This window comes from Ahrensia marina, assembly GCF_001293565.1.
GTDB lineage: Bacteria > Pseudomonadota > Alphaproteobacteria > Rhizobiales > Rhizobiaceae > Ahrensia > Ahrensia marina.
In genome coordinates this window covers 25,774-44,453 of the sequence record NZ_JXMU01000007.1, presented here as the reverse complement: position 1 = coordinate 44,453, position 18,680 = coordinate 25,774, and the positions used below count along the sequence as shown (strand labels likewise).

The 18,680-nt window shown below is 50.0% G+C and carries 15 protein-coding genes; 4 read left to right on the top strand and 11 right to left on the bottom strand.

Translation table 11 applies throughout. From position 1 onward, the window contains the following. The first annotated feature begins 97 nt into the window (after positions 1–97). Genes SU32_RS05540 through pcaF form a run of 3 tightly spaced genes read left to right on the top strand, consistent with a single transcriptional unit; the run spans position 98 to position 4,547 of the window. On the top strand, positions 98–1,336 hold the full coding sequence (locus SU32_RS05540; RefSeq protein ID WP_053998360.1) for an acyl-CoA dehydrogenase: 1,239 nt from the start codon (positions 98–100) through the stop codon (positions 1,334–1,336). Positions 1,337–1,344: 8 nt separating this feature from the next. Next, positions 1,345–3,309, top strand: coding sequence for a 3-hydroxyacyl-CoA dehydrogenase NAD-binding domain-containing protein (locus SU32_RS05535; protein WP_053998359.1), 1,965 nt, complete (start codon positions 1,345–1,347; stop codon positions 3,307–3,309). Positions 3,310–3,350: 41 nt separating this feature from the next. Next, the gene (gene pcaF, locus SU32_RS05530; protein ID WP_053998358.1) at positions 3,351–4,547 is read left to right on the top strand and encodes a 3-oxoadipyl-CoA thiolase; all 1,197 of its coding nucleotides are present in this window, start codon (positions 3,351–3,353) and stop codon (positions 4,545–4,547) included. A gap of 36 nt (positions 4,548–4,583) precedes the next feature. On the opposite strand, the gene kynA is transcribed toward pcaF, so the two are convergent. The 8 genes from kynA to SU32_RS05490 form a co-directional block, all read right to left on the bottom strand. Beyond that, positions 4,584–5,426 carry a tryptophan 2,3-dioxygenase gene (kynA, locus tag SU32_RS05525; protein ID WP_053998357.1) on the bottom strand — a complete coding sequence of 281 codons (843 nt, stop codon included), beginning with the start codon at positions 5,424–5,426 and terminating at the stop codon, positions 4,584–4,586. Next, complete coding sequence (gene kynU, locus SU32_RS05520) at positions 5,423–6,601, bottom strand: kynureninase (RefSeq protein ID WP_053998356.1); 1,179 nt, start codon at positions 6,599–6,601, stop codon at positions 5,423–5,425. Before kynU ends, kynA begins: the two co-directional genes overlap by 4 nt. A gap of 258 nt (positions 6,602–6,859) precedes the next feature. Next, positions 6,860–8,149 carry a DUF2254 domain-containing protein gene (locus SU32_RS05515; protein WP_053998355.1) on the bottom strand — a complete coding sequence of 430 codons (1,290 nt, stop codon included), beginning with the start codon at positions 8,147–8,149 and terminating at the stop codon, positions 6,860–6,862. A gap of 187 nt (positions 8,150–8,336) precedes the next feature. After that, positions 8,337–9,503: a Gfo/Idh/MocA family protein gene (locus tag SU32_RS05510; RefSeq protein WP_053998354.1), complete on the bottom strand. Its 1,167-nt coding sequence runs from the start codon at positions 9,501–9,503 to the stop codon at positions 8,337–8,339. 2 nt (positions 9,504–9,505) lie between these two features. Then, complete coding sequence (locus SU32_RS05505; protein WP_053998353.1) at positions 9,506–10,564, bottom strand: sugar phosphate isomerase/epimerase family protein; 1,059 nt, start codon at positions 10,562–10,564, stop codon at positions 9,506–9,508. Positions 10,565–10,623: 59 nt separating this feature from the next. Continuing rightward, positions 10,624–11,577, bottom strand: coding sequence for a substrate-binding domain-containing protein (locus SU32_RS05500; RefSeq protein ID WP_053998352.1), 954 nt, complete (start codon positions 11,575–11,577; stop codon positions 10,624–10,626). A gap of 91 nt (positions 11,578–11,668) precedes the next feature. Further along, positions 11,669–12,679 carry an ABC transporter permease gene (locus SU32_RS05495; protein ID WP_053998351.1) on the bottom strand — a complete coding sequence of 337 codons (1,011 nt, stop codon included), beginning with the start codon at positions 12,677–12,679 and terminating at the stop codon, positions 11,669–11,671. Then, positions 12,679–14,196, bottom strand: a complete 1,518-nt coding sequence (locus tag SU32_RS05490) for a sugar ABC transporter ATP-binding protein (RefSeq protein ID WP_053998350.1) — start codon at positions 14,194–14,196, stop codon at positions 12,679–12,681. Before SU32_RS05490 ends, SU32_RS05495 begins: the two co-directional genes overlap by 1 nt. 200 nt (positions 14,197–14,396) lie before the next feature. Here SU32_RS05490 and SU32_RS05485 point away from each other — a divergent pair, with 200 nt between their 5' ends. Next, on the top strand, positions 14,397–15,428 hold the full coding sequence (locus SU32_RS05485) for a LacI family DNA-binding transcriptional regulator (RefSeq protein ID WP_053998349.1): 1,032 nt from the start codon (positions 14,397–14,399) through the stop codon (positions 15,426–15,428). Positions 15,429–15,461: 33 nt separating this feature from the next. Here SU32_RS05485 and SU32_RS05480 read toward each other — a convergent pair whose 3' ends face one another. Genes SU32_RS05480 through SU32_RS05470 form a run of 3 tightly spaced genes read right to left on the bottom strand, consistent with a single transcriptional unit; the run spans position 15,462 to position 18,658 of the window. Then, positions 15,462–17,012, bottom strand: coding sequence for a TRAP transporter large permease (locus SU32_RS05480; protein ID WP_201454887.1), 1,551 nt, complete (start codon positions 17,010–17,012; stop codon positions 15,462–15,464). Then, positions 17,009–17,512: a TRAP transporter small permease subunit gene (locus tag SU32_RS05475; protein WP_053998347.1), complete on the bottom strand. Its 504-nt coding sequence runs from the start codon at positions 17,510–17,512 to the stop codon at positions 17,009–17,011. Before SU32_RS05475 ends, SU32_RS05480 begins: the two co-directional genes overlap by 4 nt. Before the next feature lie 51 nt (positions 17,513–17,563). Next, on the bottom strand, positions 17,564–18,658 hold the full coding sequence (locus SU32_RS05470) for a TRAP transporter substrate-binding protein (protein ID WP_053998346.1): 1,095 nt from the start codon (positions 18,656–18,658) through the stop codon (positions 17,564–17,566). Positions 18,659–18,680: the final 22 nt, after the last annotated feature.

Genomic DNA, 18,680 nt, shown 5'->3' with positions numbered 1-18,680 from the left:
ACACAGATTTTTTATATTTCAAGCAAAAATATTTTAAGCTTGAAATATATGCCATCCACATTCATGATAAGCATTCGAACAGTGCGAGGATTTACAAATGTTGCATACCAGCTCGGAAGACCATCAAGTTGCCACACCTGAGAGCGCCCGCTCCAAACCTGCCTCACTGACATGGCAAGACCCGTTTTTGCTTGAGAACCAGCTGACCGACGAAGAACGTATGATCCGTGACACGGCAGCCAATTACTGTCAGAGCAAGCTTCTTCCGCGTGTTATCGAAGCAAACCGCGACGAAATTTTCCACCGCGAAATCATGAACGAAATGGGCGAATTGGGTCTGCTGGGCGCAACAATACCGGAAGAATTCGGCGGTGTCGGCGCAAACTATGTCTCTTACGGTTTGGTTGCGCGCGAAGTCGAGCGCGTTGACAGCGGCTACCGGTCGGCTATGTCTGTCCAGTCCTCGCTGGTCATGCATCCGATCTTTGCCTATGGCACGGATGAACAGCGCAACAAGTTTCTGCCGAAACTCGCATCAGGCGAAATGGTTGGCTGTTTTGGCTTGACGGAGCCCGATCACGGTTCTGATCCGGGCGGCATGTTAACCCGCGCCAAGCAAACGGATGGCGGCTATCTTCTCTCCGGTGCCAAAAACTGGATTACCAATTCGCCGATTGCTGATGTTTTTGTTGTTTGGGCCAAGTCCGACGCACATGATGGTAAGATCAAAGGCTTCATCCTCGAAAAAGGCATGAAGGGTCTGCTTGCGCCAAAAATTGAAGGCAAATTTTCACTGCGCGCTTCCATCACCGGCATGATCCAGATGGATGATGTGTTTGTACCTGAAGAAAACCTGCTGCCGCATGTGTCCGGTCTCGCCGGCCCGTTTGGCTGCCTGAACCGTGCGCGTTACGGCATTTCATGGGGCGCCATGGGCGCTGCGGAAGCCTGCTGGTATGCCGCGCGTGAATATACGATGGACAGGAAACAGTTCGGCAAGCCCCTTGCATCAAACCAGCTTATCCAGAAAAAGCTGGCAGACATGCAGACGGAAATTTCGCTAGGTTTGCAAGGCAGTCTACGTCTTGGCCGGATGTTTGATGATCACACGGCATCGTCTGAATTGATCAGCCTCATGAAACGCAACAATTGCGGCAAAGCGCTCGATATTGCCCGCGTTGCACGCGACATGCATGGCGGCAACGGAGTAAGCGACGAATATCCCGTTATCCGTCACGTCATGAACCTTGAAGCTGTTAATACATATGAAGGCACACATGACATACACGCTTTAATACTGGGTAGAGGACAAACCGGCATTCAAGCGTTCCAATAGGCTCGGTGATGAACAGCCCTGTTCAAATAAAATATGACGGCGCAGTCGCCGTCGTTCAAATTGACAACCCGCCAGTCAATGCTTTGTCGCAGAGTGTTCGCGCGGGCATCGTAGCGGCAGTCGAACAAACGGATACCAATACGGATATCCGTGCCATTATTCTTATTTGCAACGGCAGCACTTTCATGGCCGGTGCGGACGTAAAGGAATTCGGCAAGCCGCCCGTACCTCCGCTTCTGCCCGATGTCATCACAGCGCTTGAAGCGGCACAAAAGCCGTGGATCGCCGCTATTCATGGCACGGCGCTCGGCGGCGGTCTGGAAGTCGCTCTGGGGTGTCATTACCGCATAGCCGCAAATAGTACCAAGTTCGGTCTGCCGGAGGTAAATTTGGGGCTTATTCCGGGCGCTGGCGGCACAGTGCGCTTACCGCGCCTTGTGCCCATGGCCGAAGCCTTTTCAATGACCACATCAGGCAAACCAATCAGTGCCGCCGAGGCACATTCTATCGGGTTGGTTGATATGATTTCAGACGGTGACCTGCTTCGTGACGCGCTATCATTTGCTGAAACAATTATCGACCAACCCAAGCCGGATGCCCTATCAGCACGGCAGGTTAAAAACCCTTTTTCGGATGATGAGATCCAAGCGCAATTAAAAACGGTCAGTTCAAAAGCGCGTGGCCAGCTTTCTCCTAAAATTGCCGCTGAAACGCTTATTGCCAATCAGTCACTTGATGCAGAGGCCGGTCTTGCTCTTGAGCGTGACAACTTTTTAAGATTGAAGGATGATCCGCAATCAGAGGCATTACGCTATATTTTCTTCGCCGAAAGGTCGGTTTCCAAAATAGGTTCCATTAAAAATACAGTTGCCAATCCCGTTGAAAAAGTTGGCATCATTGGCGGCGGCACGATGGGTGCAGGCATTGCAGCCTCATGCTTACTCGCTGGCCTTAATGTCACGATGATTGAACGTGATGCGGCCTCGCTTGCGGCAGGCGTCAAACGCGTTGAGACTATTTTGCAGTCGAGCATGAAACGCGGATTAATCAGCCAAGCGCAATATGATACATTCAATTCTAATCTGTCAGGCAACACACAGTTTGAAGAACTTTCAGATGCAGACTTCGTTATTGAAGCCGTCTTTGAAGATATGGCTGTTAAAAAAGATGTCTTTGCCAAGCTTGACGCTGCCGTGAAACCTGATGCCATATTGGCAAGCAACACCTCTTATCTTGACATGAACGAACTTGCCGCCGCGACAGCACATCCAGAGCGCGTCATCGGGCTGCACTTCTTTTCACCGGCCCATATTATGAAACTGGTTGAAGTTATCCGCACAGACCAAGTTAGCGATATAGCGCTCGCAACAAGCATGGCTTTTGCCAAGAAGCTTCGCAAATTGGCTGTGCCTGCGGGTGTATGCGATGGCTTTATCGGAAACCGTATTATGTCGGCCTATCGCCGTGCCGCGGAATATATGCTGGAAGACGGAGCGCTGCCCCATGAAATTGACGCAGCGATGAAATCTTATGGCTTTGCAATGGGCCTATTCGAAATGCAGGACTTGGCAGGACTCGACATTGGCTATGCAATGCGCCGCCGCAAAGATGCGACACGCGATCCACACGAGCGCTATGTCGATATTGCTGACAAAATTTATAATATGGGTCGTTCGGGCCGTAAAACAGGAGCCGGTTTCTATCGCTATGAAGACGGCAAGACACCGCGACACGACCCTGAAATTGATGCTCTGATTATCGGCGAATCCGAACGCAAAGAAATTGATCGCAAACCCATGAGCCATGATGAGATCATGGCGGGCATCATCGGCGCCATGGCTCAAGAGGGACGCGATATATTGAATGAGAACATAGCCGCGTCACCGCAATCCATCGATGTTGTTATGGTCAATGGATACGGATTTCCAAGATGGCGCGGCGGCCCGATGTATCAAGCCGAGCAAAATGCATAATTCGTCATGTTTACGGTATAGCTAAACCAAAGGATCGTTGAATGTCTGCCTATATTCTGGACGCTGTGCGCACGCCTATCGGCCGTTATGGCGGTATGCTTTCATCGATTCGTGCTGATGATTTAGCCGCCCTGCCGATCAGCGCGCTTCTGGAACGTAATCCCAATGTGGACTGGTCAAAGCTTGATGATGTTATTCTGGGGGACGCTAATCAAGCCGGTGAAGACAACCGCAACGTCGCGCGAATGGCCGCCCTTCTTGGCGGCTTGCCGGTAGAAACAGCCGGATCGACAATAAACAGACTTTGCGGCTCCGGCATCGACGCTGTTGCAATGGCCGCACGGGCGATTAAGTCGGGCGATTATAGATTGGCGATTGCCGGCGGCGTTGAAAGCATGAGCCGCGCTCCTTTTGTGACACCCAAAGCGACCTCAGCCTTTTCCCGTATCAATGAAATCTTCGACACTACCATCGGGTGGCGCTTTGTGAATCCGAAAATGCAGGCCCAATTCGGTATCGATTCCATGCCGGAAACAGCAGACAATGTTGCCGAAGAATACGGGATCAGCAGGCAGGACCAAGATGCTTTCGCAGCACGCAGTCAGCAGCAATATCAGGCAGCCAAACAAGCTGGCCATTTCGCCGACGAAATCATTCCGGTTTCCATTCCACAACGCAAAGGCGACCCGATTATTTTTGATACCGACGAACATCCGCGTGCCGATACGGAGCCCGCTAAACTGGCAAAGCTTAAAGGTATCAATGGCGCGGATAAATCTGTCACAGCCGGCAATGCGTCCGGTGTCAATGACGGCGCGGCAGCATTGCTGATCGGCAATGAAGCCTTTGCCAATGACCATGAACCACTCGCCCGTATTGTTGCGACCGCTGTTGTCGGTGTAGCGCCGCGTATCATGGGGATCGGTCCGGTTCCGGCGACCCGCAAGGTCTTCGAACTTACCGGCTTAACAATTGAGCAGATGGATGTGATTGAAATCAACGAGGCTTTTGCCAGCCAAGGACTTGCATGTTTGCGTGAACTTGGATTGCCGGATGATGCGGCTCATGTAAATCCTAATGGCGGTGCCATTGCACTGGGCCATCCGCTTGGTATGTCCGGTGCGCGGCTGGTGATGGCGGCCGCTTATCAATTACGACGGATAAAAGGACGCTATGCGCTCTGCACAATGTGCATCGGTGTCGGGCAGGGCATTGCGATGATCTTAGAGCGCCCCTAGTGCAAAGCGCGATGCAAATCTAAACGGTTTTCTGATTTATAAGATTGTTCTAACCCGCCAAAGTTCGGGGAACAGCTCCACTTCAAGCATACGCTTCAAGTAGCTAACACCGCCCGTACCGCCTGTTCCACGCTTGAAGCCAATGACACGCTCCACCGTTGTCACGTGGTTGAAGCGCCAGCGTCTGAAATAGTCTTCAAGATCGACCAGTTTTTCGGCAAGTTCATAGAATTGCCAGTGTTTTTTCGGTGACTGATAAACAGTTTTCCACGCATCCTGCACCGTCTCATCAAAACCGTGTGTTTGTGATTTATCGCGTGTTAAACAGTCCTTGGAAATCTCAAAACCATTGCGTGCCAAAGCCGCTATTGCCTCATCATACAGGCTTGGCACAGCAAGTTCTGCCTTGAGCTTAGCAATGGTTTCGCTTTTATGTTTATGAGGGCTTAGCATCGCCGCATTACGGTTGCCAAGCGCGTATTCAATCAGACGGTATTGCCAGGATTGAAACCCCGATGATTGGCCAAGATCGTCACGAAATGCTGTATATTCGCTTGGCGTCATTGTGCGCAGCACATCCCACGCATTGTTGAGCTGTTCAAAAATCTTTGCTACCCGCGACAGCATTTTAAAGGCCATTGAAAATTCATCATCAATGATGGCTTTGCGCGCCGTTTGCAACTCATGCAAGATGAGATGCATCCAAAGCTCTGAAGTCTGATGCTGGATGATGAACAGCAATTCGTCATGGGTTTGTGTGAGCGGCTTTTGCGCTGCAAGCAGTGTATCAATGCCTAGGTAATCCGAATAGGACATACGCCCATCGAAATTCATTTGCGTGCCTTCCGCCGAAGGATCATACGGCTTTTGATCACTCATGTGACATCACCCTTTTTTTGAAAACGGGGCTGTTTCCATGTTTCGTTCTTCATGATGTCGGTCAAAATCTCGACCGCTCTCTTAACATCGCTTTCATCAAGATAAAGCGGGGTGAAACCAAAACGCATTGTGTCCGGCGCACGGAAATCACCGATTACACCTGCGTCTATCAAAGCCTGCATGGCAGGGTAGCCATGCTCAAATGCAAACGAGACTTGCGAACCACGCTCATCCGCATTGCGCGGACTTATAAGTTTGAGCTGAGGACAATTGGCTTCAACCTCGCGGATAAACAGTTCAGATAACGCAATCGACTTTGCCCGCACATCATGGATCGAAACATCGTCCCATACCGCCAGCGCGGTTTCCAATGCAGCAAGCTGCAAAATTGGCGGTGTGCCAACACGCATACGCTCAATGCCGCGCGCAGGCCGGTATTCCAAATCAAAAGCAAAGGGTTCTGCATGGCCAAGCCAGCCGGCCAAAGATGGTTCAGCGTCTTCTGCAATGTCGGGGCGCGTGTAGATAAAGCCAGGAGCGCCGGGGCCGCCATTTAGATATTTATATGTACAACCGACGGCAAATTCAGCGTTACATGCGGTCATATCAACCGGCACAGCACCGGCAGAATGCGCCAAATCCCAAATTGATATTGCGCCGACATCATGTGCTGCTTTTGTGAGTGCTTGCATGTCATGCATGCGTCCGGTTCGATAATCGACCTGTGTCAGCATCACAACGGCAACATCTTCCGTGATGTTTTCATATACATCTTCGGGCGCCACAACGCGCAGTTCGTGCCCTTGCTTTAATGTTCGCAATAGCCCGTCAGCGATGTAAAGATCACTTGGAAAGTTGCCATTGTCGGAAAGCACAATTTTACGCTCGAGCCGCATTGCCAAAGCAGCTGCCAATGCCTGATACACCTTGATTGAAAGCGTGTCGCCGACAACTGTGGTACCTGGAGCGCAGCCCAAAAGCTTGCCGATCTTGTCACCGACAATGCTCGGCTTTTTCATCCAGCCGGCATCATTCCAGCCCTTGATGAGCATTGCTCCCCACTCATCTTCGACAGTCTTATTTAACTGAGAAACAGCAGCTTTCGGCAGCGGACCCAAAGAATTGCCATCAAGATAAATGACACCATCAGGCAAATAAAACTGGTCTTTTTTCAAGATAAGCTCCCATCTATTATTATCTCGCGTGATCGCTATATCTGCTAAAAATTCGCAGTTCCAACGATACAAAACACCATTTTGTCATATCAGTTTTAATGTTGCTGCCAAGTAATTATCGACGCTAAAGGCGCAGTAAAATGACAGCAATGCACCGCACTGCCATCGTGGAAGCTGCGTCACTATTTATGGCCCGAGGCCGGGCGCAATACGCTAAAGATAACCGTTAGAAAAAAATCTTAACTGCGAAGAGGGCGCTTAAGTTTCAAGCGTGTATCGCTTAATGATAAAATCATTATCTTCAGGCAACCAGTTTGCCTGTTCGCATTCTTGCAACAACAGTTTTAGCTGTGTTTCGAGGAGCTTCTTGTGTTCTTTACTTGCCGCTTTATGCAGACGCAGGATGGCATCACCTAAATTCTGAGCCATCAGAAAATTGTCGCGGCAAGCACGCCGGATAGGGCTGAAGGCGGTATTGAAAATATCCGCAGCCTCGTAGCCATTGATCACAACCCTAAGGTTACCATTATCATCTACAAATTCATTATTGCGTAATTCTGACTTCACCATTTCGTTAAAGGCGGCCGTCATTTGGTCCACGCATGCAATGGCTGTGAAAGTGTCATTGACGCCGGGAGAAAGAGCGCGCAATGCAATCTCAATCAACATATTTATCGCATACTCAACATCGTCATTGGCGGCCCCGCGCGACTCTGCAATTGTCAGCATATTGAGAAAAGTCTCGCAAAACTTTTCTTCCTCAAAATCGACGCCGGAACGATCAAAATTACAGGAAGCAACTTTTTGCCCCTTCAAAAGAAAGTTTCCCGGCTTCTCCAGAATACGAAATTTCAAATCGTGTTCAACAGCCATCGAAAGCAAGGCATCTTCATCCATATTGGTCAGATAACCGGACTTGTGCACGTAAATATCGTAGTTTAGTTGCGGCAGTTCTTCGTCTTTCGATGACTCTTGATTCGGTTCCAGTGCGATCAACCTGTTTAATCGCCTTTCCAGTCCGTCTGAAATCTCTGCTATTTCCTCGTCGATTGTTACGCTACGCGACACCTCATGAACAAAGTAAATAAGTTGAAGAACAGTCAAAGCGCTCAACACAAAAGCAACAGCGATTGACAGTCCCGGCACAAAATCAGGACGGGTTTGATGCAAAACCGATAGTGAGAACAAAAACGTACCGCCAAGCATACCGGCTGTTACCTGGCTTACGCTGTCACGGGTAAAGCGCTGCAAAAGACGTGGCGCGATGTTTCCGGCCGCAAGTGTGAAAACCACAAGCATCAATGAATAAACAAGGCTTAGGGTGGTAATTGCGCCAGCAGCTATTGTTCCCAGAACCGACAAAGCCGTATCGTAATCTACGACAAGCACATTTATCTTTTTAAGATAAATGTCAGCGCGCAGCCATTCATCAACGAGAACAAATAAAACAGCAAACATCCACAGAACCAGGACGATACCACCCGGAACGGTGACGAGCCCGCGAATGGACGCAAGGCGCTGTTTGATGACTGGACTAATTAAACGCATAAAACTTCAATTATGCCGCCGGCGGGATAAGTCAATCGTGATATTTAAATAGAGCGCTCCGGCTAATACCGGAGCGCTCTAAAATTCATAGGCACGCATTACCTTCATTTACTAGCCACTATACGCATGAGTGCGACTATAGTGCCCAATAATTTTCTTCCGGCAAGCCTTCAGGAGCGGCTACTGCCTAGCCCGTCATGCTGACCCATTTACTGTCACGGCTGGATGATTTGACACAGGCATCGACAAAGCGAACACCCAATAGTCCGTCATCAACTGTCGGATACATCACCCCTTCAGGGCGTGCTGTGCCGTTCCGTTTCGCGATAATAGCCTCTGCAGCATCACTATAAATGTTTGCAAAGCCCTCCAGATATCCTTCCGGGTGTCCGGGCGGCACACGGCTCACACGTCCGGCGGCTTCACCTGCGCCTGCGCCGTTACGGGTGATCAAGCGTTTGGGTTCACCAAATGGTGTGTACCAAAGATAATTCGGATCTTCTTGCGCCCATTCCAGACCGCCCTTTTCGCCGTAGATACGAAGCCGAAGATTGTTTTCATTGCCAGGCGCAACCTGACTGCACCAGAGCATTCCGCGTGCGCCGCCTTTGTAACGTAGCATCACATGTGCATTATCATCAACCGGACGACCGTGGACAAAAGCCTGCAGATCCGCTGAAAGACTTTCCAGTTCAAGGCCAGAGACAAAGGCAGCAAGATTGAAGGCATGCGTTCCGATATCACCCGTGGAACCGCCTGCGCCGGAACGGCTTGGATCAGTTCGCCATTCGGCCTGTTTTATATCCTGATGTTCTGCCAGCCAGTCCTGTGCATATTCGACCTGAACAACGCGGATTTTACCAAGCAGTCCATCCTGAACCATTTCGCGTGCCTGACGCGTCATCGGATAGCCGGTATAATTATGCGTCAAAATAAACAATGCATCTGACGCCTTGGCCGCCTTCACCATTTTCACCGCATCAGCGACATTGGACGTAAGCGGTTTATCGCAAATGACATGAATTCCGCGCTTTAAAAACTCACGCGCCGCAGCGTAATGCACATGGTTTGGTGTCACGATGGCGACGGCTTCAATACCATCTTTCAAACGTGCTTCACGAATAGCCATCTGCTTGAAGTCATCATAAGTGCGGTCAGGTGCAAGACCTAATGCTGCTCCCGATGCCTGCGCTTTTTCCGGTGTTGACGACAGAGCGCCGGCGACCAGACGATATTTATCATCAATACGCGAGGCGATACGATGTACCCCGCCAATAAAGGCATCATTGCCGCCGCCCACCATGCCTAAGCGGATAGAGCCTGTGTGCTTTTCATCTTTACCTTGAATTGCCATGATCAGTTCCCCAGTCCCAGCATTGCTCGGTTCGCTGCGTCATCTGTTCCACCGTCGGCAAAATCATCAAACGCGCGTTCGGTAACACGGATAATATGGTCGCTCACAAATTGAGCACCTTCACGTGCGCCGTCTTCGGGATGTTTCAGACAGCATTCCCATTCAACCACAGCCCAACCGTCGAAATCATTCGCGGCCATTTTTGAGAAAATTGCACCAAAATCAACTTGTCCATCGCCAAGGCTTCTAAAGCGTCCGGCACGGTCTACCCAGCTTTGGAAACCGCCATAAACACCCTGCTTGCCAGTCGGATTAAACTCGGCATCCTTCACATGGAACATTTTGATGCGGTCTTTGTAGATATCGATATGATCGATATAATCCAAGCACTGTAAAACAAAATGCGACGGATCATAGAGCATGTTGCAACGCGCATGATTGTCCACGCGTTCCAAGAACATCTCAAAGGTCACACCATCATGTAAATCTTCGCCCGGGTGAATTTCATAGCAAACATCCACACCGCACGATTCCGCATGATCAAGGATCGGACGCCAACGTTTTGCCAGTTCATCAAATGCTGTTTCGACCAAGCCTGCAGGACGTTGCGGCCAAGGATAAATATAAGGCCAGGCAAGAGCGCCGGAGAAAGTCGCGTGCTGCGCAATACCCATATTCTTTGAGGCGGATATTGCCTTCATAACCTGATCAACAGCCCATTCCTGACGCGCTTTTGGATTACCTTGAACTTGCGGCGCGGCGAAACCATCAAACGCAGTATCATAGGCAGGGTGAACAGCGACCAGCTGTCCTTGCAGGTGCGTTGACAGCTCTGTCACCTCAACACCATTTTCCTTAGCCTTGCCTTTAAACTCGTCGCAATAGTCGCTCGATTGGGCAGCTTTATCCAAATCGAACAGGCGTGCATCCCAACTTGGAACCTGAACACCTTTGTAGCCGCAATCGGCCGCCCATTTGGTTATGGCATCCCAAGAATTAAACGGTGCTTCATCACCGGCAAATTGAGCGAGAAAAAGTGCGGGGCCTTTGATCGTCTTCATAAATATTCTCCCAGAGTAAAATACGGGGGCATGAAAAATGCCCCCGTAGTAGTAATCACTTAGAACGGTGAGTCAGGGAAATAGAACTGCTCAGCGTTATCTTTATCGATGAGGGTCGCACCAAGGATATAACGACCGGCAACAGGGCCATTAGATTTGAAAGCCGCGACCGTAACATCCATGGCAGTTGCGAGCATCGCCGGTGGATAAAGAACATCAATCGGCTGCAATTCGTTGCCGTCCATAATGCCTTTGATCGTTTCTTTCATGCCTGCGCCACCGACAACAAACATGCCATCGCCATCACGTCCGGCTTGTTTAAGCGCTGCAACAACGCCAATCGCGATGTCGTCATCCTGCGCCCATACAGCATCAATATCCGGGAAACGGCTCAGGAAGTCCTGCATGACTTCAAAGCCATCATCACGGTTCCAGTTTGCATGCTTGTGATCAAGCACATTGATGCCGGAACCTTCAATTTCAGCCATAAACGCATCGAAACGCTCATTATCGATTGTTGTCGGAATACCTCGAAGAATGACGATATTGTCGCCTTCTTTCAAACGGCTTTTCATATACTCAGCAGAAACACGTCCTAGCTCAGGGTTGTTACCGGCGACGTAAATGTCCTCGATACCCTCTTTGCTCAAACCACGGTCAACAACAGTGATAAGCGCACCGGATTCCTTAACATTGATAACCGGATCCGTTAGTGGATCGGATTCAAACGGCAACACAACAAGTGCGTCGATCTGGTTAACAGAAACCATATCTTCCAATGCACTGGCCTGCGCTGCAGGGTCTGGTGAGTTGACAAGAATAAGATCAACATCCGGATAAAGTTCTTCGAGGCGTTTTTCAGCCTGTTCGGCATGCCAGTTCATGCCTGCAGCCCAAGCATGAGTTGGTGTTGGATAAGATACACCTATTTTGATTTTTTCTTCTGCACTGGCTGCACCAGAGAACACCACTGCGGTGCCCAAGGCCAAAGCCATAATTGATTTTTTGAACATATTTTCCTCCTCATAAGTCCAAATCCGATGTGAACAACACATCTTTATTGCTGAACGGGACCCAACCCCTTCAGAGCAATTCTTTAAATTCCTAAACCTTCTTCTTGCTCCAGTCCGCACGCTGAAGCCAAACGGCGATAATGATGATCAAACCCTGCATCGTACCGTTGAGATAGTTTGAGATCACATCGGTAAAGTTGAGAATATTTCCGATAGTGGTCAAAATCAGCGCGCCCAGAATTGTGCCGCCGATACGGCCATAACCACCTTTAAGGACGGTGCCGCCGATAATAACAGCTGCAATTGCTTCCAGCTCCCACAACACCCCTGTTGAGGCAGAAGCAGAGCCAAGGCGTGGAACATAAATGATTGTAGCAAGCGCGACGCAAAAACCTTGAATTACATAGGTTGCTGTTTTAATACGGTCGACATTGACAGCAGAATACTTTGCCACGCTTTCATTGGAACCGATTGCTGTACAATAGCGACCAAATGCCGTGCGGTTCAAAATGACCCAGCCGGCGATCGATACGCCTATAAAGACCCATACAGGGATCGGAAGACCAAGAAAACTATCGTAATACACAGGGCGGTAAGTGCCACGCAGATCAAAGTTCAGCGACAGAGTTCCGCCATCTGCGAAGTAAGTCACAAGCGAGCGGTAAATACCCATCGTACCCAAGGTCACGATAAATGCTTCAATCTTGCCTTTTGTTGTGAGCGCGCCGTTTATCCATCCGGCCCCGATACCTAATATCAAGCTACAGCCGCAGCCGATCAGGACTGTGACGGCGCCTGCGCCGAAGGTGTCGACCAAATTATTCATGATGATAATCATCACGCCGGAAATAACGGCAGCCATCGAACCAACCGAAAGATCAATCCCCCCTGCTGTAATGACGAATGTCGCTCCCACCGCAATTATGCCGATAAATGCCGAGCGCGTGAGCAGGTTGGTAATATTGCCTTCACTAAGAAACGCCGAGTTGAGCGAATATCCGATGATACAAAGTATCAACAATGCGAGCGCCGGTCCCATCGCTTTTAAATCAATTGAAAATGCCCTTTTTCTTTCGGCACTTATTACTTCAGTATCGGACATTAACTTGCCTCCTTAAGGCCGGCTGCATAGCGCATAATTTCGTTTTCATTGATTTCTGTACCGGTCAATGCACCCATCATCCGGCCTTCCCGCATCACAAATACGCGGTGACATATGCCAATAATTTCCGGCATTTCCGATGAGATGACAACGACCGACACGCCTTCCGCTGCAAGGGCCGCAATGAAGTGGTAGATCTGCTGCTTCGTACCAACATCGATGCCGCGGGTCGGTTCATCCACAATAATGACGCGCGGATCCGTTTCCATCATCTTAGCAAGCAATAGCTTTTGCTGGTTGCCGCCGGACAAATCGCCGACACGAATGTCGGCATCACGTGTGCGAATATCGAAACGTCGAATTCCCCGCGCCAGTGCTTTTTCTTCCGCCTTTTGATCAATCATCATGTTCTTGATGAATTTGGGCAGTGAAAACAGGCTCATATTCGGCGCCATTTTTTGCAACAGCAAAAGCCCCTTTCCCTTTCTATCCTTCGTCAGATAAGAAAGCCCTGCATTGCGTGCCTGAGACACCGATTTAAAATTGACGACTTCATTATCGAATTTAATCGTGCCGGAATCCACAGGCACCACACCGCAAATCGCCTCAAACAATTCTGTGCGGCCGGACCCGACAAGGCCAGAGAACCCGAGTATCTCACCTTTTCGCAAGTCAAAACTGACATTCTTAACCTTGCCAGTACTTAGATTCTCTACACCCAAGATAACAGGCGCATCAACATCAACTTCGTTCATTGGCGGATACAAATCGGACAGTTCGCGGCCGACCATCATTTGCGCCATGTCATCCAACGAAAGCTCCGAGGTAGGCTTGGTGCCTATCCATTGTCCGTCACGCATAATAGTCACACGGTCGGAAATTTCTTTTACTTCGGCGAGTTTGTGCGAGACAAAGACGATGCCAACACCGCGCTTTTTCAATTGCTCAACCTGACGGAAAAACAATTTTGTTTCAGAAGGCGTCAGAACAGCCGTTGGCTCATCCATTATAAGAATGCGCGCGTTCCGGTTCATTGCTTTGGTGATCTCGACCATTTGCTTTTGTGCAATCGACAAATCCGAAATCCGCGCGGTCGGCGCGATGTCCAAACCAACCTGCTTTAAAAGCACCTCAACCTGACGGCGCATTGTCAGCCGATCCAAAAAGCCGCGTGACGTCAGCTCACGGCCAAGAAAAATATTCTCCTCGACAGTCATCTGTTCTGCAAGGTTAAGCTCCTGGTGGATCAGGACAATACCCAGATCCTCTGCCTCGCCGTTTGGAGGAAGATCAATCTGCTCACCATCTAATAAAATGTCACCCGATGTCGGCGGCTGGAATCCCGCCAGAATTTTCATAAGCGTCGACTTGCCTGCGCCATTTTCGCCAATGAGTGCATGGACTTCGCCCTCACATACATCAAAACTTACGCTGAAAAGTACAGGCACCGCACCGAAGGACTTACTGATCCTTCTTGCCGCCAGAACACACTTAGGCGCACTTGCGCTCTCTTCCATAACCCCTCCTCCCAAAGGCATCGGTATTTACCAACCAGCCATATGTAAACCTTTTCATTGCGGATGTAAACCTTTACATACAATTGTAAAATATAGTCATCAGTGGATAAAGAGCATTTTTTTACACCCGTATAAGACAATGGATTAATCTAAGCCGATCAGGCATAAGAATTCAGCGTCTGAAAAATGAAGGAACAGCGTTGGAAAGAATTTCCGCAAAACAGGCAACGATTGAAGATGTAGCCAAGCTGGCAGGCGTCTCGATTGCAACAGTTAGCCGTGCGTTGCACATGCCGGAAAAAGTATCCGAAAGCACCCGGAAAAAGGTTGCCGCGGCGATCGCACGTACGGGATACCGCGCCAACGCGATGGCGCAAAACCTACGTATGCAGCGTTCTAAAATGGTTATGGTGCTCGCACGGTCCATCTCTGATTCCAATTTTCCAGGTATTTTAACCGGACTGGAACGCGTGGCCAATGAACGCGGATACGGTCTGCTCATCGGTTCAACCGAAGGCAATGTTGAACTGGAAGAGAATTATACAAGATTTATGGCCTCCGGTATGGCTGACGGCCTGATATTGTTAACCGGCAGCATGCCCACAGGGTCATGGAGACAAGGTCCGGCGAACATGCTGCCGCCGATGGTCTCTGTCTCGCACCCGATTGATCATGCTGATGTAAGTTATGTTGGCGTGGATAATTTTAGCGCATCGAAGCTTGCTGTTGAATATTTGATTTCACTTGGACACAGACGTATAGCCTACATTTCAGGACCACAGGGAGATGCAATTTCCGAACTGCGCCATCAGGGTTATTGCGCCGCACTTGCCAATGCATTTGATGAAAGTTCGGTCTGGAAAGTTAGTGGAAGCGGCACCAGCGAAGGCGGGCGGGCCGCTATTGAGCGCCTGTTCATCAAAGACAGCTTGCCGACCGCATTTTTCTGCTACAATGACAATACGGCGATCGGTGCGATTAGCGCGATTCAGTCGCGCGGGCTTAGCGTACCAAAAGATTTTTCAGTCATCGGCTTTGATGACATTCCTTTTGCAAGCAATGTGACACCATCACTCACCACGATCCGGCAGCCACGCAGTCAAATTGGCGAGATGGCCATGAACCACTTGCTGGATAATTTGCCCGATAGAAGCATTCCCATCGAAAGCGCACTTCTGCATGGCGATCTTATCGTGCGCAGTTCCTGCGCAGCGCCCTCAACACAATTCTAAAAGCCGAATTGCCGGCTTTTTTCCAGGCTAGAACTAGTAAAGAACCGCAGGTAGCCAGTTGGCGATTGCCGGGACGAACCAGATAATCGTCATGCCCAGCAGTTGAAGGCCGATAAACGGCGCAACGCCCGCATAAATCATTCCGGTTGTAATTTCTTTTGGTGCAGCCCCGCGCAGGTAAAACAACGAAAAGCCAAATGGCGGCGTCAAGAATGACGTTTGCAAATTGATCGCAATCAAGATTGCGAGCCAATATGGATCATGTCCCATCAAGATAAGAGGCGGAACGATTAAAGGAAGCAGGATAACGGTGATTTCCACAAAATCAAGAAAGAAGCCGAGAACAAAGATCAGCACCATACAGAACAGCAACGCCCCTTGTGGCCCGCCGGGCATCAGGCTCAGAAATTCCTCCACCCGTTCTTCGCCGCCAAGTCCGATAAAGACCAGCGAGAAAATACTCGCTGTTAAAATAGTTGCAAAGATCATCGACGTCACCGTCATGGTCTGGGTCATTGCAGGCAGCAAAATTCCTGACCGCCAGGCACGGCCAAGCGCAGCGATTATTGCCGCCACCGCGATGATCGCGAGCAATGTATAGGTGCCGCCCAGTACGAAATCTGTCAGCACGAGATCACTTCGTTGAAAACGGACCGGTGCGACACCGGCCGCAATTCCCAATAGAAACAGTGCAGCAGCGCCGATCAATATTAACTTCACCGAGCCGCCGCTTCGATGCCCAGCCATGAGCAAAGCACCAATTGCGCCGACCGAGGCCGCTTCTGTTGGCGTTGCGACACCGCCAAGAATTGCGCCTAACACAGCGATAATGAGCAAAATCGGCGGCACAACAGCGGTAAAGATTGCTTTGCGTGATGGCTTCTCCATCAAATCTGTTGCCGCAGGAGCATCTGTGGGAATGAGCCAAGCGCGCAGCAAAATATAAATGATGTAAACCGAAACCAGCATCAGCCCCGGTAGCAAGGCGCCGGCGAAAATCTGGCCAACCGAAATCGTCTCAATATTAAATTTTCCCTGCTCGTACTGCGCCTGCTGAAAGGAGTTGGACATCACATCCGACAAGATAATGAGAAGGGTTGAAGGCGGGATAATCTGCCCGAGCGTACCGGATGTGCATACAATACCGGAGGCCAGCCGGGGGTTATATCCACTGCGCAACATGGTCGGCAATGCAATAAGGCCCATGGCGATAACCGTTGCGCCGACGATGCCCGTCGAAGCGGCAAGCATCGCCCCGACAATAACGACAGACAGGCCAAGCCCTCCGCGCAAACCGCCAAACAGACGGCCCATCGTTTCCAGCAGTTCTTCAGCAATTCTGCTTTTTTCAAGCACCACTCCCATGAAGACAAAAAGCGGAATCGCAATCAGCACACTATTCGTCAAAACGCCGAAAACACGCTGGCCTAGCGCGCCTAGCAGACTGATATCCATTGCGCCGGTCAACCAGCCAAGAAATGCGAATATGATGGCAATTCCTGAAATACTGAACGAGACAGGAAACCCCATCAGGATGCAGCCGATTAGGGCCGCAAACATGAGAATATCGAGAGGCAAAGTCACAAAGTTTCTCCTCTGCGACGCAGTATATTAGCCAGAAGGCACGATATGGATTGAATGATAAGCAAACCGCAGAAAGCCGGAATAAGCGATTTGAGCAGGAAGGAAGCCGGAATGCCGCCAACAGAAATGGGGCCCTCCAGTATTTTCCAAGAATTGGCGACCGACGGCCAAGACCAGTAAGCCAGCACGACCATTGACGGAATCAGCAAGACGAGATGCCCAAATATATCAATCGTCGCTTTTCGTTTTATGCTGGCATTTGCGTAAAAAATATCGACCCTAACATGGTCGTCAACCAGAAGCGTGTACCCTGCTCCCAACATGAAAAGTGTCGAATGGAGGTATAAAACACTTTCATTAATGGCGATACTGCTGAACCCAAAGACATACCGGAAGAGGACAATCGCGAATTGAATGAGAACCATCAGGATCGCAGCCCAACGAACGACAAGTCCCACATTGCGATTTATGGCATCCAGCCTTCCAATTAAGTTCTGCATTGTTTCTCCCAAGGCAAAACCGGCAGCAAAAGCTGCCGGCTATTATGTTGATCAGTACTTGAGTACGGATGCGCGCGCGTTCATTTGCCCGTTGTCGGCATAGACCATGTAGCGGCCCACTGAATCCCGATAAGCAACAAAGCTTTCAGCGATGCGCTTAACCAGTTCATCATCATCTTCGCGCAGATCAGAGATGACCTCCTCGGCGGCAGTGCCCATCGCCTCAATAATATCATTGGGAAGCTTTTTGACCTGAACACCCTCGTCATCAACCAGCTTCTTGAGAGCCAGCGCATGTTTGGTTGTGTATTCGGTCCACACCGGATTGTAGAGACTTTCACAGGCAAGGCTGACCGCCGCCTTTAAATCATCCGGAAGCTCACTGTAGACATTTGCATTTACAGCGCACTCTTCTGCGGACGAAGGTTCGCCAACACCTGGCCAGTAATAGTTTTTTGCAACCTGATGGAAACCAAGCGCACTATCAGACCAAGGGCCGATAAACTCACCGGCATCAAGTGCGCCTGACTGAAGCGCCTGAAACATATCGCGTCCGCCCATCGCTTGAACAGCCATGCCAAGCTTTGCGCACATCTCTGAAGCAAGGCCCGTTGTGCGGAACTTCAAACCTTTCAAATCTTCAACCGAGTTAATCTCGTTTTTAAACCAACCCTGCCACTGAGGACCGGAATTGCCACAAAGGAACGGCTTCAAATTAAAGCGGCCATACATTTCATCATACAGTTCCTGACCGCCGCCATGTGTGAGCCAGCCAACCTGCTCGTCAGCACGCAAACCAAAAGGCTGGGAACCAAACATCAAAATGCCTTTTGATTTTGAGCCCCAATAGGCTGGCACCGCATGATAAAGTTCGGCCGTTCCTTCACTCACGGCATCAAAGACGCCATTACCCGGCACCAGTTCGCCAGCAGCAAACAGTTTTACTTCAATGCGTCCGCCGGAAAGCGCTGTAATGCGGTCGGCAAGCATTTGCGCGGCAACGCCTGGACCGGGCAGGTTTTTCGGCCATGCCGTTACCATTTTCCACTGGCGAATATCCTGTGCAATAGCAGGGGTTGCAAGACTCATCGTTGAAGCTGCCGCTGCGCCTGCGAGCCCCGTTTTAATAAACTGTCTTCTTTCCATGATTTTACTCCTCCATTATCAT

What these genes read in the sequence shown, in the direction of transcription:
- SU32_RS05540 (WP_053998360.1), top strand. Translation starts at nt 98, where the DNA reads ATGTTGCATACCAGCTCGGAAGACCATCAAGTTGCCACACCTGAGAGC.
- SU32_RS05535 (WP_053998359.1), top strand. Translation starts at nt 1,345, where the DNA reads ATGAACAGCCCTGTTCAAATAAAATATGACGGCGCAGTCGCCGTCGTT.
- pcaF (WP_053998358.1), top strand. Translation starts at nt 3,351, where the DNA reads ATGTCTGCCTATATTCTGGACGCTGTGCGCACGCCTATCGGCCGTTAT.
- kynA (WP_053998357.1), bottom strand. Translation starts at nt 5,426, where the DNA reads ATGAGTGATCAAAAGCCGTATGATCCTTCGGCGGAAGGCACGCAAATG.
- SU32_RS05515 (WP_053998355.1), bottom strand. Translation starts at nt 8,149, where the DNA reads ATGCGTTTAATTAGTCCAGTCATCAAACAGCGCCTTGCGTCCATTCGC.
- SU32_RS05510 (WP_053998354.1), bottom strand. Translation starts at nt 9,503, where the DNA reads ATGGCAATTCAAGGTAAAGATGAAAAGCACACAGGCTCTATCCGCTTA.
- SU32_RS05505 (WP_053998353.1), bottom strand. Translation starts at nt 10,564, where the DNA reads ATGAAGACGATCAAAGGCCCCGCACTTTTTCTCGCTCAATTTGCCGGT.
- SU32_RS05500 (WP_053998352.1), bottom strand. Translation starts at nt 11,577, where the DNA reads ATGTTCAAAAAATCAATTATGGCTTTGGCCTTGGGCACCGCAGTGGTG.
- SU32_RS05495 (WP_053998351.1), bottom strand. Translation starts at nt 12,679, where the DNA reads ATGTCCGATACTGAAGTAATAAGTGCCGAAAGAAAAAGGGCATTTTCA.
- SU32_RS05490 (WP_053998350.1), bottom strand. Translation starts at nt 14,196, where the DNA reads ATGGAAGAGAGCGCAAGTGCGCCTAAGTGTGTTCTGGCGGCAAGAAGG.
- SU32_RS05475 (WP_053998347.1), bottom strand. Translation starts at nt 17,512, where the DNA reads ATGCAGAACTTAATTGGAAGGCTGGATGCCATAAATCGCAATGTGGGA.
- SU32_RS05470 (WP_053998346.1), bottom strand. Translation starts at nt 18,658, where the DNA reads ATGGAAAGAAGACAGTTTATTAAAACGGGGCTCGCAGGCGCAGCGGCA.